The organism is uncultured Parasphingorhabdus sp. (assembly GCF_963975555.1).
Lineage (GTDB): Bacteria > Pseudomonadota > Alphaproteobacteria > Sphingomonadales > Sphingomonadaceae > Parasphingorhabdus.
In genome coordinates, this window is the sequence record NZ_CAXBHH010000010.1 from 41,890 (window position 1) to 59,259 (window position 17,370).

The window sequence follows — 17,370 nt, forward strand, 5'->3', positions numbered from 1 at the left end:
TGACGACTATGAATTTGCTGTCAGCGAATATTGCGCACCAAGCGGGACGCGAACAAGCGCTGGCTCCAGGGCTCTCAGCGCTCTGAGCGGACCAGGAAAGAAGATGCGGAAATTTGTGTTTATCCGGGCAAAGCCTGCCGCAAGCATCCGCCTGCGCATTTCGGTCGCGCTGATCAGCACTGCATTTTCATCAAAAGGACAATTGTTCACCGCGTGAACCGTCAACGGATTCCAGGGATTATGTTCAAAGAGCACAAAAATACCGTCTGGTGCCAAGCGTTTGCGGATTTGAGAAAGCAGCGAGATATGCAATTCTGCCGGGATATGGTGAAACACGCAGGCGGTGAATATAAGATCATAATTACCGAGCTCATCGGGAATATGCTCGCCATCATAGCTATGAAAGTCCACGCGCTGCGATAATTCCTCGCGACATAGATCAAGCGAACGCGTCGAAACGTCGAGACAAGTGATATGGGCTTCCGGAAACTGCGTGCGGAGCGGCTTCAGCGAATTACCGATGCCTGCGCCAAAATCCATGATGCGATTGACATTCAGCTTCCGCCTGTCTGCTATTTTACGCATATCCTCAATCTTGTAGCGCGCGAAATATCCGACATCCTCACCGCTCAAGCGGATGGAGCGGGCGTGCTGCGCGTCATATTGCGAGGCTATTGCATCAAATTCTGCCTCAACCATTAACCGTCTTCCTGATCTGTCGCTGGATACGATGAACCGGATTCTCCATCTTGACCCCGTTTCGCCAAGAGCGGACTTCCTGCACAATGAACAGGGGGCGATGCTTTGATTCCATATACATGCGACCGAGATATTCGCCGAAAATACCGAGCATCAGCAGTTGCAGGCTACCCAGAATTAGCACGAGCGCAGCGATACTGGCCCAGCCCCCTACCGTGTTGCCGGTAAGATAGGAAATGAACACCCAGCCCAGCGTCAACAGCCCGATCATCCCGGCTAGCAGGCCAAGATGGGCTGTAAAACGCAAAGGAATGGTCGAAAAACTCGTGACAGCATCAATGGCAAAAGAAATCATTTTCTTAAGCGGGTAGTTGCTTTCCCCCGCATGGCGCGCATCTCGTTCATAAGGAAAGGCTGCTTGCGCGAAGCCCACCCAGCTCACCATACCCCTGATGAAACGATAGCGTTCCGGCATGGCGTTAAGCTCTTCGACGACGCGCCTGCTCATAAGCCTGAAATCGCCGGTGTCGCGAGGAATTTGAACATCGACCAGCTTCTGCAATGTGCGGTAAAATATGCTTGCTGATGCCCGCTTGAACATTGTCTCTCCGGCCCGGCTAAGCCGCTGGCCATAGACAACGTCATAGCCTTCTTCCATCTTGTCCAGCATCCCGCCCAATAATTCTGGCGGATCTTGCAAGTCAGCATCCATGACCATCACAACATCGCCGCGGCATATTTGCAGGCCAGCGCTAAGCGCAAGTTGATGACCATAATTGCGTGCCAGATTGACCGCGACTATATGCTGAGAATTATCTGCAAAAGCCGCGATCATTGGCCATGTCCGATCCTTCGACCCGTCATTGACCAAGACGATTTCAAAACTGCCCGGAGCAACATCGGTGCATACCGCTTCTACGCGCTCAACGAGGTTTTTTACGTTATCTTGCTCGTTAAAGCATGGAATAACGACCGAGATCGCGGGGATATGTTCGCCCTGGTGCTGATGCATTACACTCAATCCTTTGCAGGACCGTCTAATCGTACCAATTTAAGAAGTTATTAATGCTGTTTTGTAAGCTTTGACTAACGCAACAGCTTCAACTGCGCCGCGACGGCGCTGCTGCCGGTAATCAGCAGCCTTTTGCAGCGTGCACTTGCGGCTGGTCAAATACTCAGCTTTGCCGTCTATGGAGCGCCATCATTTCCTATTTCTGAAAACCGCGCTGAACCGCATCCATCGGCTCCGATGTGACCGGATAGCCGATGCCTTCGGGGATGCACAAATGGACCTGCCCGTCGCGTTTCTCGATGCTCGGGGAGACCATGACCGAGGGATGCGCCTTGCTATGGGCCACAGCCTCGTCAAACGATCCGAATTGCGCGAGCCGTTCCAGATTACGCTTGGTCGGGAAGATGATTTTCACCTCACCCGCTTCGGCCCGATCGAGCACCGATTGCGCATTGCCCCAGAACAGATTGTAATTTTCGGTTTCGTCGACCGTCGCCTGCGCCTTGTGGTCATCATGCGAGATCATGTAGAATCTTGTGTCGAACACGCGCTTTTCGGCGAAGGGTGGACACCAGCGCGAAAAGGGTATCAGTTTCTCCAGTTCCAGCTGCCAGTCAAACTGGTTGCAGATGTCGGCCAGAACCGTCCCCTCGTGCAACGCATTTCTCGCCTCCAGAACCCGCTTGGCGTCCAGATTGCCCTCCACTGCGACCGCGATCCCGGTTTCCTCGATCGATTCCCGAACGGCCGCGATGCGCGCGCCATATTCGTCAAAATCATCATGGCCGAGCGCCTTGGCATATTCAAAGTCCGCGTCATCGATGCGGCCACCCGGAAAAACCGCAGCGCCGGCGGCGAAAACCATTTTGGCCGAGCGTTCGACCATCAGCAGATCGGGAGCATCGCTGCCCGGCTGGTCGCGGAATATCACCAGCGTCGAAGCGGGAATCGGTTTGGGCATGGGCTTGCCGGTGATCGCATCCATGACGGGCGCTGCATTGTCGGTCTGTTTATCGGTCATATCTCATATGAACAGCAAGCGACTGCTTTGCCAAGCCTTTTGATTGCCACAGGTCGGCACAAACGGATTTGCCAAAATTCCAGCGCCGTGGCAGGATCGGCATATGGGAATAGTCGAGCTATTGGGATTGGCCGGTAGCGTCAGCCTGATATCGGGCTGGCGGCTTTATCTGACGGTGTTTGTCACCGGCCTTGCCATGCGCCTGGGATGGATCAGCCTGCCGGAAAATCTGCAGGTTCTGGATGCCTTTGCCAATCCCTGGGTATTGGCGATTAGCGCGCTCGGCGCACTGGCCGAATTTTTCGCCGACAAGATTCTCTGGCTCGACTCGATCTGGGATACGATTCACACTGCGATCCGCCCCTTGGGCGGTGCGCTGCTGGCCTTGGCGGTTGTCGACGCCAGCGACCCGGTATGGCAGGTTGTGGTCTTTCTGCTGGGCGGTGGTGCGGCCCTGATGAGCCACGGCGCCAAGGCAGGCGCCCGAGCCCTCGTCAACACCAGTCCGGAGCCGGTCAGTAACGCGGTCGTCTCGACTGGCGAAGATATTGCCACCGGCGGCCTGCTCTTCCTTGCCTTCGCCAATCCGGTCGCCGCACTGATCGTCGCATCGGTGATGCTGATCCTGTGCATTTTTCTGGTCTACAAAGGCTTCAGACTGTGGCGGCAAATGGTGTCGGGCGGCAGCTAGACAATAGACCGGCCGAAGCCAGTCTGAATATGAAGCGCAGGATACAGAGGGAAAAAATGGTCGGGGAGACAAGATTCGAACTTGCGACCCCCTGTACCCAAAACAGGTGCGCTACCAGGCTGCGCCACTCCCCGACGCGCGCTTCCCCTAGGCGGTGCTTTTGGGAAAAGCAAAGGATTTTTACGCTTCTTTTTGCCGCTGCTCATCAAGTGAGCGATTTACAGCTTCGGAAAAAATATGGTGGGCCCGGAGGGATTCGAACCCCCGACCTAGCCGTTATGAGCGGCCAGCTCTAACCAACTGAGCTACAGGCCCATATGAGCAGCTTTTTACAGGCAAATCTCAATGGAAGGGTGCGATAGCGGAAGCAATAATGATTTGGCAAGACCGATCATCGCAATTCGGCCGATTGACGGAAACGAGATGCTACGAACCTGACGCAGCCTGCAATAATTCATCAATATCGACCGGCTTCACATTTCGAGTCTCGAGATGGTCCAGCACCTCCCGCCACCAGTCGTAAAAGCCGTCGAGTTCATTCTGGTCACGCACATAAGGCGTGTGGCCGGGCGACAGTGAAGGCGAATGGAAAGAGAAAACCAGCAGCCGCAAATCATCGTCGAGCGCGACATCAATGGCCTCCTTGGTTTCACGCGCGGATATGCCTTCCGGTGTCAGCGGAATGCGTTCAAGCATTTTGCTGCGGGACAATAGCGCGTTGGCCAGTGGAGATTTTTCCATGATCGCCGCCGCAAGACGATGTTGCTTGCGGAAAATACCCGAATAGACGGTCGTCAGAGGCACTTCGAGCAGTCGCTCGTCCTTTCCCCACCAATAGGGCCGGGAATCAACTGACAGGAAGTCCGGACCGCCCTCGCCACTATAGTCAAAGCGCGGCCGGATGCTGCTGTCCAGGGCGAACCCGTGTTTCAGCAATATCTCGACTGTATTCGGACCGATGCCATATCGTCCGGCGCGATAGGTGTTCGGCGTAACACCGATTTTATCGCGAATGGCATCGCGCAGCGTCACCAGCTTCTCTTCTTCCAGCTCTTTCGGCAAATTGCCGGCGAAACTGTTGTGATCATTGACCCGCTCGTCGAAAGGCGGATTGACCCAGGGATGCAGATGCACGCCGATCGTGGCGCTTTGCTGTTCTGCCACCGTTTTCAGGAAGGCTGTGGCCGTGTCATCTTGTATGATCGCATAATCGACAAAATAGACCGGCTTGATTCCGTATTTTTCGACAAATTCCTGAAATTTTTCCAGCATCGTCACTGTGATGGTCGTGTGACCACCGCGCTCGAACGCGGCATCCCAATCGAATTCTTCTTCCGTATCGACTGAAACCAGGAACCGTCTGCCGAAGTCTTTTGGCCACAGCACATGATGATCCGGTTTTTGGATTTTCATCGGCGAGGTCCTTGAGCGGTAATTTCTGACAGCTCCATGACGCGCATTATCTGGAAAAACTGCTAGGCGAACTAATGGCTTACTCGGATTCCGTTTCTCTTACGTTAATTTTGCTAGTCGCCGCTGCAGGAAGGGTCAAGGCAATGTTGTCCCGATTAATGGTAAGTGAACCGCCAGCCGCTTGCGCCAGATTCCTTACCAGACGCAAGGAAAAGCCAAGGCCGAGCAAGGATGATTCACCCGCATCTCCGTCAATTCCTTGTGATGGATCAAGCAAGACGCTTTCGGCAATATCCTTGATCCGCGAGGGTCGGGAAAGAGTGAACTGGTTGGTCGGTTGCACACCTATACGAGTCCGCAACTCGCCCTTCAGGGTTTCGCCATTTTCGCAGGAGATAATCGCCGCCGACAATAACCGGGCAAAAATACGCTCGACCGATTCGCCGTCCTGCGCGAATGGCCGAACCGGTTCGGCCTTGCTGATGTTGAGTTCAACCACCTTGCTATGGGTCAGCCCCTGGAGCCGCTGCGTCATCCGCTCAAATAGCCAGTCCGCTTTGGTGGTCCCGCTAGATTCCGGCAGCTGCCCGGAATCAACCTTCACGGCGATATCCAGATCCTCGAATCCCGCCAGCAGTCGTCGCGCTTCATCCATGATGTTGCGCGCCAAGGCGCGATATTCGAACGAGGCTGGTCCGAACAGTTGCTGTTCGATAATTTCGCTAAATCCGATAACAGCGTTCAAGGGTGTGCGCAGTTCGTGGATCAGCTGCTGGAGCTGTTCGCGGCGTTCGAGATCGATTCTGCTATGTCCGGCATCCTCGGCTATATTCGGCCGCCGCATGATGCCGCGATAGCCTTCGAACCGTCCGGTTTCATCGCTGAAAAATGGGATCGCGCTCATTCGCCAGTCGCCGACAATGATCGATGCGCCGCATAACCGCATCCGGGCGTTTTCCATCGGCATACGCTGACGGAAAGCGGCCGCGCCATATGCATCGGGGCCAGGCCCGTCATCAAAGGCCGGCTGGGCGACAGTAACTCCGACGATAGCCCCTATCGGCGGCCCTTCGGTCCAGACTATCGTACCGGACTCGTCGGTTTCGAACCGGATCGCTTCAAGCGGCTCGCCAAAGAAATTTGTTCCCGAACCATCACTAGTCGCGGGCCGCGGCGATTCGACGCTACGGTTTTTTTGATAATCCGCGATTTTTTCTACCAGCGCGCTGATCTGCGACCCTTCGTCCTGTTCAACAGGCGCGCTTGCCGCATCATTTTGAATGGCGTCTTTTTGTCCCTTGACAGGAGGGTCGCTGGCAGGGGATGCCTCGGTCCGGGCTGGCGGGGCCACTTCCTCCGGTTTCCTATCGGCAATCTTGTAACCTTGCGATTGCAATCGCTGCTGCGCTCGTTCGGAAAGCCGCGGACAAATATCCGCGTAGATTTCCGGTTGTAGGTCCGCAGCCACCATCGCGGCATCGCAAACGGGATCGCTGTCGGCGGTCAAATAAACAAGTAAGGGAGCTGAACGCAATCTGCCGTTCAGCGCTTGCACGGCTGCAACCCGGTCGGGTTCGGCCACCAGATCATGCAGATCGCGCAATCTGGTTAATCCTGCCTGCACGTCCTGATTGGCCAGATTTCCGGGTTTTTGCGCCAATAAATCAATCACCTGCCGCCATTGCGTGGCAGCGGCTGGGCCTTCCGGCAGGCTCCCCTTGAGCACGGTGGTCAGGCGGTCATCGAAGCGCAATATTTGATCCCGATAATCTTGGTTATTCACAACTGTTAACCGGGCAATAACCTTTTCCGGCGGCAACGGGAAGCTATGAAAAATCCACGTCACAATGTGGGACATCGGAGAAAGCATTGCTTGGCTGACTTATTATATTATACAGATCAAATGATTCGCGAACGGAAATTACACCACCATGGCTGACACACATCTTGATGAAATCGATCTGAAAATCTTGCAGCGGCTGCAAAACGATGGCCGGATTACCAATGTCGAACTCGCTAACAGTGTCGGTTTAACAGCCCCTCCCTGTCTTCGTCGTATGCGCGCATTGGAAGACGAAGGCGTCATCAAATCCTATCACGCAGCAATTGATCCTGCCAAAATGGGCTACACGATCACTGTCTTTGCGATGGTCAGCCTGAAAAGTCAGGCGGAAAACGATTTGCAAGCCTTTGAGGATCATGTGCAGAAACTTCCCGAAGTGCGCGAATGCTATATGCTGAATGGAGAAATCGATTTCATGCTGAAAGTCGTCGCCAAAGATCTTCAGCAATTTCAAAGTTTTTTGACCAGCCAGCTGACCGCGGCTCCCAATGTAGCGAGCGTAAAGACATCGCTCACGATTCGGTCGGCCAAACATCAGCCTGGCGTTCCGATCGAACGCTAAACCGATCCAACACCAAAAAAGGGCGCCAATGGCGCCCTTTCATTTTATCGATAAAACCTAATTCAGGTCGCTGGTTCAGCCGGAGCAGCTGGTGCAACCGGAGCGGTTTGCTGATTGATCCACGTCTGCCACATATGCGCCAACGGAGCCCGGGTTCCGGAGACTTTCGCAAAGGCCTGACCTGCTGCGGCATAGTCACCGGCATAGGCTTCGGCTGTACCGATACCCATGTAACCCCGCTCCATGTCCGCTCCAGGTTTGGCCAGACCAGCTTCATAAAAAGCCGCAGCCTTGTCATAATCCTTGTAACCCAGCCATACGTCGGCAAAGTTCATCATCACCGAACTGCTACCGGATCCGCGTACGGCGGATGGCGAGGACGGCAGCGACTTCTGGTCAGCGGCCACTTCCCGCCGTGCCGGTGCAAGCACTTCGGCAATCAATGGACTGGTGGAACTGACAACACCCTTTTGCTGTCCTTCTTCGAGAACGGACACGACTTCACCAAACAGGTTTTTGCGCTGCGCTTCCTCGGCAAACTCTTGATAGTCACGGGAGGTCTTGAGCGCACCAGTGGCTTTCATAAACCGCAATACCTCAAGATTCTGGACACTGTCCGCTTGCGATGTGCGACGGCTTGCTGCCACGGCATCCCCCCAGGAGTCGCCTGAAGGATAGGCAGAGGCCCATTTCGCCGCCCAAGAGGCATATAGCCCCATATCCTTACTCGCCAACGCACGATCACGGGCCATGCGGTACCATGATTCAGGCGCTTTGGTCTCGGAAGCATTGGCATTGTCGATAATTTCAGTCCATTTCGCCAAACCTTCTGGATGCATGTTCCGCTTGAAGAAGGTTTCTGCCAGCAAAGGTTCAATATTATTCGCGCGATAGCCAAGGTCATAGGCTGCCTGGAACCTTTGCGCAGCATCTGCCCAGCGTTCAGCGCCATAAGCAAAATTACCGGCAAAAAAGTTGAACGCGGGCAATTGCTCGGCTCCGGTTTTCCCGCTGTCGAGTGAAGCAACGATACCTCTTTCCTGCATAGCGGTGTCTTTCAACGTGCCGCCAAGCTGAATGGCCAATTGTCCTGCAATATAGCGATCGTCCGGGGTCTGGGTCTCAGCAAGCAGCGCTTCCACCAGCGGTGTCGCGGTTGCGGGAGTTTCTGACGCCATTGCAGCCTGAATCGCTGCCACTTTCGGGGCGATCTCTTTGCTAATTTTGACTTCGGATTCTTTTTCTTTCTTCTTCTTCGCTGCTTGGGCTTCCTGCGGCAAGGCTGTTATCGCCAGCGTGCCAGCGGTCGCCAACGCAACGGCCATCGAAAAATGAGATAAAAAACGCATGTATATCCTCCGGATGATTATTATTTGGGAGAAACGAGTTCCCCGGAATATGGTTGCACCACACAGTCGTGGCCCTATTACCAAGCTTTCTTCGCTTTTCTAGGGTGAATCCGCTGAATAGAGGTTGAACGGTTGCCGTTCAGGGCCGTCGGGGCCGCCATCCCTATAATATAATGAGGTAAAATCGCGTGCTTGCAATCATATCCCCTGCCAAATCTCTCGACTTTGATTCCGCCATTCCACCGGTATCGCCGACGCAAAATCGCTTTCCGGACGAAACGGAACGGCTGGCAAAGGCAATAAAGAATCTGACCACGAAAAAGCTGAAGGCGATCATGCCGGTTTCGGACAATCTCATCGCTTTGAACCAACAGCGGTACAGCGATTTCTTCGCTCAGCCCGAACGGCCTGCAATCTACGCCTATAACGGGGACGTCTATACCGGGTTCGAAGCGGCTAGCATCAGCGAGGAAGCCATGACCTTCGCCCAGGGTCACCTGCGGATCCTCTCCGGCCTTTACGGGTTGCTCCGCCCTCTGGACCCTATTCGCCCCCATCGTCTGGAAATGGGCACGAAATGGGCGCCGCGTTATAATAAGCTGACCGATTTCTGGAAGGACAAGATTGCCGCCGCGCTCGCCGCGGATCTCGAGCAGACTGGAAGCGATACCATCGTCAATCTGGCGAGCAACGAATATTGGGCATCGGTCAAACCATATATTGCGAAACTGCCCGGACGGATCATCGAGGTGGATTTTCGCAAGGACAGCCCCGACGGGCCGAAGTTCATCAGCTTCGAGGCCAAGCGCGCGCGCGGGATGATGGCACGGTATATTTGCGAGAATCATCTGACCGATCCGGAAGCGCTCAAGGGCTTCGACTATGACGGTTACCGCTATGATGCGGACGGCAGCACAGAAGGCAGCCTTCGCTTCGTTCGCACGTGACCGGAAAATCCGCTGTTGTTTTTGGCGCTAGCGGCGGAATTGGCTCGGCGGTGGCTGATGCGCTGCAATCGAATGGCCAGTTCGAGACCGTCATCCGCTTTTCCCGCTCAGGTGACACCCCTGTGCCCGTCGACCTTACATCCGAAGCCAGCATAGAGACAGCAGCAGCGTGGATGAAGGACCAGGGCATTTCGCCATCGATGATCTTCGTCGCCACCGGTCTGCTCCACGGTGACGACAGAGGACCGGAGAAAAGCCTCCGCCAGCTGGACGCCGATTGGCTGATGAAAAATTATCAGGTCAATGCGATTGGCCCCGCCCTTGTCGCGAAATATTTTCTGCCGCTCATGGACCGGAAAGATATCATCAGATTCGCGGCGCTGTCGGCGCGTGTCGGCAGCATTTCGGACAATCGGCTCGGCGGCTGGTACGGCTACCGCGCGTCCAAGGCTGCGCTCAACATGATGATCCGCAACCTCTCGATAGAATGGTCGCGCAAGAATGACCGGTCGGTCATCGTCGCGCTGCACCCGGGTACGGTCGACACCGCGCTGAGCCGTCCGTTCCAGAGCAATGTCCCTACCGGAAAATTGTTCGATTCCGGTCGCGCCGCACGCCATCTTCTCGACGTTCTCGACCAGCTGGAACCTGCTGACAGCGGTAAAATTTTCGCATGGGACGGAGCGGAAATCCAACCCTGATTTCAGCACTGTATTATTATTGTAAAACTGGCCTGAAAGGCTGGCTTTTACCGGCCCGATCCCCTAGGAGAATCGACAAGAAAAAACCCATAAAAAAGGCCCGTTTGTGAACGAACAAACCACTCCACCGTCGCCATCCAATATCGAACCGATAGACATCGTCGATGAGATGAAAACCAGCTACATGGATTATGCCATGTCGGTCATCGTCAGCCGTGCGCTGCCCGATGTCCGCGACGGCCTGAAGCCGGTCCATCGTCGTATATTATATGCTGCGCAAGAAGGCGGCATGGTCGCCGGACGGCCCTATCGCAAATGCGCGAAAATTGTCGGTGACGTGATGGGCAACTATCACCCCCATGGCGACAGTGCGATCTACATGGCGCTGGCGCGGATGACCCAAGACTGGTCGATGCGGGTACCATTGATCGACGGTCAGGGTAATTTCGGTTCGATGGATCCGGATATGCCGGCATCGATGCGTTACACCGAAGCGCGGCTGAACAAGGTTGCCAATTTCCTGCTCAACGATCTCGACAAGGATACCGTCGATTTCGTGCCTAACTATGACGGCAGCCTGCAGGAACCAAGCGTACTCCCTGCCCGCTTCCCCAATCTGCTGATCAACGGCGCTGGCGGCATCGCGGTCGGCATGGCGACCAACATCCCGCCGCATAATCTTGGCGAAGTGATCAACGCCAGCCTAGCCTATATCGAAAATCCGGGAATCACGATCGACGAGCTGATCGAAATTGTCCCCGGCCCCGATTTCCCGACCGCTCCGCTGATATTGGGCCAATCCGGTGCACGCGCTGCTTATAAGGATGGTCGCGGATCGATCATGATGCGCGCCCGCCATGTGATCGAGGAAGGACGTGGCGACAAACGCTCGATCGTCCTGACATCGATTCCGTTCCAGGTCGGCAAATCCGGTCTGGTTGAAAAAATTGCCGAAGCGGCGAAGGACAAGCGGATCGAGGGCGTCTCCGACATTCGTGACGAATCCAGTCGCGCCGGTGTCCGGGTGGTTATCGAATTGAAACGCGATGCCACAGCAGATGTCGTGCTCAACCAGATCTGGCGCTTCACCCCTGCGCAATCAAGCTTCCCGGCCAACATGCTCGCCATTCGTGGCGGTCGACCGGAAGTGCTCACGCTGCGCGACATCATCGAGTCCTTCATCACCTTCCGCGAAGAGGTGATCACCCGGCGGACCAAATTCGAACTGAACAAGGCGCGCGAACGGGCGCATATCTTGCTCGGCCTGGTTGTTGCAGTCACCAATATGGACGAAGTCGTGCGGATCATCCGTGGTTCCTCGACCCCGGCAGAAGCGCGCGAATCATTGCTGCGGCGCGAATGGCCGATTGCCGAGATTGCCGGCTATATCCGGCTGGTCGAAGCGATCGAAACCGATGTCGAGGGCGACGTCTACAAATTGTCGCAGGTTCAGGTGAAGGCAATTCTGGATCTGCGTCTGCAGAAACTGACCGCACTCGGCCGCGAAGAAATTGGCGACGAGCTCAAGGAACTGGCGACCGCGATCGAGGAATATCTCGCAATTCTGGCGGACCGCGAAAAGCTCTATGCCGTGATGCGCGAAGAGCTGGAACAGGTGCGCGACGAATTCGCGACCCCGCGCATCTCGGAAATCACTGCAGCATGGGATGGTCTCGAAGACGAAGATTTGATGGAGCGCTCCGAAATGGTCGTGACCGTCACCCATGGCGGCTATATCAAGCGGACGCCGCTCGACACGTTCCGGGCCCAGCGCCGCGGCGGCAAAGGCCGCGCAGGCATGGCGACCAAGGATGAGGATGCGATCACCGAATTGTTCGTGACCTCGACCCATACGCCGGTCCTGTTCTTCTCGACCCATGGTAAAGTCTATCGCCTCAAGGTCTGGAAACTGCCGGAAGGAGGCCCGCAGACCAAGGGCCGTCCGATGATCAACCTGCTGCCGCTGGCAGACGGGGAAGTAATTTCGACCGTATTGCCCTTGCCCGAAGACGAAGCGGAATGGGCCGCGCTGCATGTCATGTTTGCAACCGCGAAAGGCGGCGTCCGGCGCAACAGTATGGACAGCTTCACCAACGTGCCGTCGAACGGCAAATTTGCGATGAAGTTTGACGAAGGCAGCGACGATCGTCTGATCGGCGTGGAATTGCTGACCGACAATGACGACGTCCTGCTCGCGACGAAAAACGGCAAGGCGATTCGCTTTGCCGGCGACGCGGTCCGCTCCTTCCAGAGCCGGACATCTACCGGTGTCCGCGGCATCGCGTTGAAGGGCGACGACGAGGTTATTTCGCTGTCCGTCTTGCGCGGCTTTGAAGCGTCGACCGAGGAACGGGATCAGTATCTCAAGGCTGCTCCGTGGAAGGATAACGAGAACGCTCCCGAACTTTCCGCCGAACGCATGGCCGAATTCAGCGAGACCGAAGATTTCATCCTGACAGTCTGTGCAAACGGCTATGGCAAGCGTTCGAGCGCCTATGAATATCGCCAGTCGGGCCGTGGTGGTCAGGGCATTCTCAACATCGACAATATCAAGCGCAACGGCACAGTCGTCGCCAGCTTCCGTGCTTCCGACGACGAGCAAGTCATGCTTGTCACCGACCAGGCCAAGCTGATCCGCATGAAAGTCGCGGATATGCGCGTGATCGGACGGAACAGCTCGGGCGTTAAATTGTTCGACGTCGGCAAGAGCGAGCAGGTCGTCGGCGCTGCCAAGATTGACGAGGAAGAAGAACCGGAAAACGAAGCGGAAGAAGCGGTGGTCGAGGAAATGGTCGATCAGGGCGTTTCCGATGGTGATGTTGCGGCGCCGGAAGATCCGGAAGAGCCTGAAGATACAGCCGAATAAACCGAATGCATTCATGCTGAGCCTGTCGATGGACATCTTGCAAAAAGATGCCGCGACAGGAACAGCGCAAACGGAATAAATCTTGGGAGAGAGCCAATGAAGATCAGTCCATCCTGGCAAGCCTGCGGTGCCGAAGTGACGGGCATCGACCTGACGCAACCGCTTTCCCCTGACGATATTGCGGCAATCCGGTCAGCATGGCTGGAACATCATGTTCTTTCTTTTCCCGATCAGGCGATGAATGATGACGATCTGGAGCGGTTCACCCGCTATTTCGGCGACTTCGGTCACGATCCGTTTTTCGATCCGATCGAGGGCCGCACACATATTGCCGCCATCCGCCGCGATGCCGACGAAAAATCACCTTTATTTGCCGAGAACTGGCACAGCGACTGGAGCTTCCAAGCGCAGCCGCCGGCAGGCACCTGCCTGTTGGGGATCACCATTCCTCCAGTCGGCGGCGACACATTATTCGCCAACCAGCATGCCGCGCTCGACGCTATGCCATCCGAAATGCGCGCGCAATATGACGGCCTGACCGCGATCCACAGCGCTGGCCTCGCCTACGCCCCCGACGGTGCCTATGGCGAAAAGGACGAGGGCCGCAGCATGGCGATCCGTCCCGACGAATCAGCGCGCGCGGTCCAGACCCATCCGCTGATCCGCGAACATCCGGAGACCGGACGTCCGGGACTGTTCAGCTGCATGGGCTATATCATGGGCTTCGAAGGCATGACCCAGAAAGAAGCCCTGCCCTTGCTCCAGCAATTATACGTCTGGCAAAGCCGCGACGAATTTGTCTATCGCCACCAATGGCAGGCGAATATGCTGATCATGTGGGACAATCGCTCGGTGCTGCATTGCGCTACCGGTGGCTATGACGGCCACGACCGGTTGCTGCACCGGACCACGATTGCCGCTTATCAGGCGTGAACCGGATCGGCGCTGTCAGCGGCCATCTCGTGCCGCAGAGTCGCCACGATACCGGTCGCGATCATGAACTGGCCGAAATAATATAAGGGCCAGACCAACAGGTCGGGAATGACGCTGGTTTCCAATGGCCCCATCCGGGCAAATATCAGCAAGTCGGAAACCAGAAACAGCACCGCACCGATTCCGACCTGATAGCGCGAGAAACGGCTGGTCCAGGCCATCGCCGCCATTGCAGCGACCGACAGGCAATAGACTCCGATACCCGCAGCGGCAGACCGGTCCTCAGGCAGGGCCCAGGCGATAAGCACCGACAGCGGAACCAATATGATCGCAAAGACTTTCTGGCTGAACCCCAGTTGGTGACGGCGGAACCGGGAATAGAAAGCAATCGCCAGCAAATGACCGGCCATAAACGCTGCCGCGCCCAATATCAGGTCATATTCCAGAGCCATGTCGCCAATCGCGCCAAGAGCCATGATCCCGCCGACAATTTTGCCGTCGAGGCGATGCAGGCGAACCAGCGCATAGATCGCGAGAAATCCGACGCCCGCCCCTTTCCAGGCCATCAGATAGACGCCCGGAATATTGCTATCCTTAACAAAGAAATAGCTGATCCCGAACAACAGGCTGAGCAACAGAAATGGTCTGGATTCGGCAAATGCGTGTTTCATCGGAATGACATGGTCCCCTCTTCTTGATTCCCTCTATCACGCAACAAGCGCGACTGCCAGATTGACATTGAGGCCTTACCACAACACTAAGGCGCCCATGACAGATGTACATATTATTGGTGGCGGACTCGCCGGGTCGGAAGCAGCATGGCAACTCGCGGAACAGGGCGTAAAAGTCCGCCTTTCCGAGATGCGGGGGAGTGGCGAAATGACGCCCGCCCACCAGACCGAGGGCCTCGCGGAACTGGTTTGCTCGAACAGCTTCCGCTCGGATGATGCGGAAAAAAATGCCGTCGGGCTTTTGCATCAGGAAATGCGCGATCTCAATTCGCTGATCATTGGCGAAGGCGACAAGCACCGCCTGCCCGCCGGATCGGCGCTGGCTGTTGACCGCGACCATTTCTCCGCAGGCGTAACCAAACAACTGACCGAACATCCCAATATCGAGGTGGTTCGAGAACGGATCGATCAGCTACCCGAAAGCGGCCTGACGATTGTTGCCACCGGGCCCCTCACCGCGATGACGCTCGCCGAGAGTATTGGCGCAGCAACCGGCGAAGACTCGCTGGCCTTTTTCGATGCCATTGCGCCGATCGTCTATAAAGAGAGCATCAATATGGACATTGCCTGGATGCAGTCGCGCTGGGACAAGGTCGGACCGGAAGGCGACGGCAAGGATTATATCAACTGCCCGATGGATCAGGAGCAATATCAGGCCTTCATCCAGGGCCTGCTCGACGGTGAAAAGACCGACTTCAAACAATGGGAAAAAGACACGCCCTATTTCGAAGGCTGCATGCCGATCGAAGTTATGGCTTCGCGTGGGCCCGAAACCTTGCGTTTCGGTCCGATGAAGCCGGTTGGCCTGACCAACAGCCACACCGGCGGCAAAGCCTATGCGGTCGTCCAGCTCCGTCAGGACAATGCCCTCGGCACACTCTGGAATATGGTCGGCTTTCAGACCAAGTTGAAATATGGCGCGCAGGCCGATCTGCTCAAGACCATTCCTGGCCTTGAAAATGCAGAATTCGCCCGGATGGGCGGCTTGCATCGCAACACATTCATCAACGCGCCCAAATTGCTCGACAAGGAACTGCGCCTCAAAAAAGCACCGCATATCCGCTTCGCCGGACAGATCACCGGCTGCGAGGGCTATGTCGAAAGTTCCGCGGTTGGCTTGATGGTCGGCCGGATGGTCGCTGCAGAGATACGCGGCGAGCCATTCACCCTGCCGCCGCAGACCACCGCTTTCGGCGCGCTGCTGTCGCATATCACCGGCGGCGCCGATGCCCGCGACTATCAGCCGATGAACGTCAATTTCGGTCTCTTTCCGCCGTTCGAGGAGCGCGTGAAAAAGAAGGAACGCAAGGAAGCCTACACCGCGCGAGCCCGCGAAGACTTTGCCTTGTGGTTACAGCCGCTGTCATCAAAAGGCCTGCAGCTCGCCTAGCATTTGCACTTGGGCGCAGAGCGCTTGGGGCGCGTGCTTCTGAATTCGGTTCGGGTCAGCTGACTGTTGCCGTCCCGGTCGGCGCCCGCAAAACGGTCACTGGTCGAGACGGCCCACTCCTCGAAGGTCAGGAGATTATTACCGTCCTTGTCGAGCTTGCGAAAGGCATCGGTGCGGCTGCTCATCATCTCCAGACGGGTGATAATTTCGTCGCCATTGCGGTCATAACGATTGAACCGCATTTCTTCGCGAGATGGTTTATACGCTTTCGGCGGTGCCGGCCCGATCGTTTCCGCGTCCACCTGAGCCTCGGGCAAAATCTCCGGATCGATCTTCTCGGGTGGCGGCGGCGCAGCGGGCAGCGGCACATCCTGTCCGTCAGCGCCGATCCAGAGGAACAGACCTGCGGTCAACATCAGCATCATCCCGGCAGCCCCGGCAGCAAATTTCTTCATAAGCGGATCCCGTGGATCAGCGGCTCGATCTAGCGACCAGCAATCCCGTGCCAGATGATGCGCGCGGCGCTGGCCGGATCATATAGATCGGGAGCCAGTTGGCCCTTCCTAACATCACGCAACATCAGTTGGCAGAGGATTGAAAGCGGCCGTCCGCTTCTGTCAAAATCCACGCGCTGCTGCGATTTCAATATTTGTCCGCAGCGGTCGAAAGCAGCAGCCCGCATATTCGCGTCCGAACAATGGCGGGCAAAGTCCCACAACGCCCATGCCTCGGCCTGCCCGGCCTGCTCTTCGGTCAATGCCATTCCGTCCGGCAGACCGAATTCAAAAAATCCACGCCCACGAGCGGTGGCATAGCTTTCAAACTGACGGTCATCCCACGGGAAGTCATCGAGCATCACCTCCCAGCCATCAAGCAAAGCCAATAACGGGGCCAGCCCTTCTCCTCTGGCTTCAATCAGATTGATCTGCTGGATCAACGGTTCGCCCGTCGGCCTGTCCCCTGCAGGCTTGGTTAAATTATCCCGCCACCAGGTTAACCGCATCTGTCCTATCAATATTTCCGAAGTGGAGCGGATAGTCTCCGCGAATCGCGCGTCCAGCGCAAATAACAGCGCATAGCGGTCACGATCCCCGGATTTCGCATAGGCAAGGATCAATCTTTGTAGCGGTTCGAGTTCGTTCTGCGCGTCATTCATGTTGCTGCGGTCGCGAGTTTTCCGCGGGAAATCAAGGTAAAGATCGCTTTAACCAA

General features: G+C 56.1%; 16 protein-coding genes and 2 tRNA genes. 7 read left to right on the forward strand and 11 right to left on the reverse strand.

Going from position 1 to position 17,370, the window contains the following annotated elements:
* Nucleotides 1-6: 6 nt before the first annotated feature.
* The 3 genes from AAC060_RS15220 to AAC060_RS15230 form a co-directional block, all read right to left on the reverse strand.
* On the reverse strand, nucleotides 7-699 hold the full coding sequence (locus AAC060_RS15220) for a class I SAM-dependent methyltransferase (RefSeq protein ID WP_339827804.1): 693 nt from the start codon (nucleotides 697-699) through the stop codon (nucleotides 7-9).
* Entirely contained in the window at nucleotides 692-1,711 is a 1,020-nt protein-coding gene (locus AAC060_RS15225) for a glycosyltransferase (protein ID WP_339827806.1), read from the reverse strand. Before AAC060_RS15225 ends, AAC060_RS15220 begins: the two co-directional genes overlap by 8 nt.
* Before the next feature lie 196 nt (nucleotides 1,712-1,907).
* Nucleotides 1,908-2,732, reverse strand: a complete 825-nt coding sequence (locus AAC060_RS15230) for an NUDIX domain-containing protein (RefSeq protein WP_339827808.1) — start codon at nucleotides 2,730-2,732, stop codon at nucleotides 1,908-1,910.
* Between the two features lie 103 nt (nucleotides 2,733-2,835).
* On the opposite strand from AAC060_RS15230, the gene AAC060_RS15235 reads away from it, so the two are divergent.
* Entirely contained in the window at nucleotides 2,836-3,423 is a 588-nt protein-coding gene (locus AAC060_RS15235) for a DUF4126 domain-containing protein (protein ID WP_339827810.1), read from the forward strand.
* A 57-nt stretch (nucleotides 3,424-3,480) separates the two neighbouring features.
* Here the strand turns inward: AAC060_RS15235 and AAC060_RS15240 are convergent.
* The 4 genes from AAC060_RS15240 to AAC060_RS15255 form a co-directional block, all read right to left on the reverse strand.
* Nucleotides 3,481-3,557, reverse strand: a tRNA-Pro gene (locus tag AAC060_RS15240).
* A gap of 104 nt (nucleotides 3,558-3,661) precedes the next feature.
* Nucleotides 3,662-3,738, reverse strand: a tRNA-Ile gene (locus AAC060_RS15245).
* A gap of 111 nt (nucleotides 3,739-3,849) precedes the next feature.
* A complete protein-coding gene (locus tag AAC060_RS15250; RefSeq protein WP_339827812.1) occupies nucleotides 3,850-4,836 on the reverse strand; it encodes a polysaccharide deacetylase family protein in 987 nt (328 codons plus the stop codon).
* Between the two features lie 79 nt (nucleotides 4,837-4,915).
* Nucleotides 4,916-6,589, reverse strand: coding sequence for a histidine kinase dimerization/phospho-acceptor domain-containing protein (locus AAC060_RS15255; RefSeq protein WP_339827814.1), 1,674 nt, complete (start codon nucleotides 6,587-6,589; stop codon nucleotides 4,916-4,918).
* A 178-nt stretch (nucleotides 6,590-6,767) separates the two neighbouring features.
* Between AAC060_RS15255 and AAC060_RS15260 the strand changes: the two genes are divergently transcribed.
* On the forward strand, nucleotides 6,768-7,241 hold the full coding sequence (locus tag AAC060_RS15260; protein ID WP_339827816.1) for an Lrp/AsnC family transcriptional regulator: 474 nt from the start codon (nucleotides 6,768-6,770) through the stop codon (nucleotides 7,239-7,241).
* A gap of 62 nt (nucleotides 7,242-7,303) precedes the next feature.
* On the opposite strand, the gene AAC060_RS15265 is transcribed toward AAC060_RS15260, so the two are convergent.
* Entirely contained in the window at nucleotides 7,304-8,590 is a 1,287-nt protein-coding gene (locus tag AAC060_RS15265; protein ID WP_339827818.1) for a hypothetical protein, read from the reverse strand.
* A 188-nt stretch (nucleotides 8,591-8,778) separates the two neighbouring features.
* On the opposite strand from AAC060_RS15265, the gene AAC060_RS15270 reads away from it, so the two are divergent.
* The 4 genes from AAC060_RS15270 (at nucleotide 8,779) to AAC060_RS15285 (ending at nucleotide 14,037) form a co-directional block, all read left to right on the forward strand.
* Nucleotides 8,779-9,537, forward strand: coding sequence for a YaaA family protein (locus AAC060_RS15270; RefSeq protein ID WP_339827820.1), 759 nt, complete (start codon nucleotides 8,779-8,781; stop codon nucleotides 9,535-9,537).
* Nucleotides 9,534-10,238 carry an SDR family NAD(P)-dependent oxidoreductase gene (locus AAC060_RS15275; protein WP_339827822.1) on the forward strand — a complete coding sequence of 235 codons (705 nt, stop codon included), beginning with the start codon at nucleotides 9,534-9,536 and terminating at the stop codon, nucleotides 10,236-10,238. The genes AAC060_RS15270 and AAC060_RS15275 overlap by 4 nt, the downstream gene beginning before the upstream one ends.
* Before the next feature lie 106 nt (nucleotides 10,239-10,344).
* Nucleotides 10,345-13,104 (forward strand): DNA gyrase subunit A, encoded by a 2,760-nt coding sequence (gene gyrA / locus AAC060_RS15280; RefSeq protein ID WP_339827825.1) that lies wholly within the window; start codon nucleotides 10,345-10,347, stop codon nucleotides 13,102-13,104.
* A 96-nt stretch (nucleotides 13,105-13,200) separates the two neighbouring features.
* Complete coding sequence (locus AAC060_RS15285) at nucleotides 13,201-14,037, forward strand: TauD/TfdA family dioxygenase (RefSeq protein WP_339827827.1); 837 nt, start codon at nucleotides 13,201-13,203, stop codon at nucleotides 14,035-14,037.
* On the opposite strand, the gene AAC060_RS15290 is transcribed toward AAC060_RS15285, so the two are convergent.
* Complete coding sequence (locus AAC060_RS15290) at nucleotides 14,028-14,708, reverse strand: lysoplasmalogenase family protein (RefSeq protein ID WP_339827830.1); 681 nt, start codon at nucleotides 14,706-14,708, stop codon at nucleotides 14,028-14,030. The two genes, AAC060_RS15285 and AAC060_RS15290, sit on opposite strands and share 10 nt — an antisense overlap.
* A gap of 97 nt (nucleotides 14,709-14,805) precedes the next feature.
* Between AAC060_RS15290 and trmFO the strand changes: the two genes are divergently transcribed.
* Nucleotides 14,806-16,158 carry a methylenetetrahydrofolate--tRNA-(uracil(54)-C(5))-methyltransferase (FADH(2)-oxidizing) TrmFO gene (gene trmFO, locus AAC060_RS15295; RefSeq protein ID WP_339827833.1) on the forward strand — a complete coding sequence of 451 codons (1,353 nt, stop codon included), beginning with the start codon at nucleotides 14,806-14,808 and terminating at the stop codon, nucleotides 16,156-16,158.
* Here the strand turns inward: trmFO and AAC060_RS15300 are convergent.
* On the reverse strand, nucleotides 16,155-16,613 hold the full coding sequence (locus AAC060_RS15300; protein ID WP_339827835.1) for a hypothetical protein: 459 nt from the start codon (nucleotides 16,611-16,613) through the stop codon (nucleotides 16,155-16,157). The genes trmFO and AAC060_RS15300 overlap by 4 nt on opposite strands.
* Before the next feature lie 29 nt (nucleotides 16,614-16,642).
* Complete coding sequence (locus tag AAC060_RS15305) at nucleotides 16,643-17,314, reverse strand: hypothetical protein (RefSeq protein ID WP_339827837.1); 672 nt, start codon at nucleotides 17,312-17,314, stop codon at nucleotides 16,643-16,645.
* Nucleotides 17,315-17,370 lie beyond the last annotated feature (56 nt).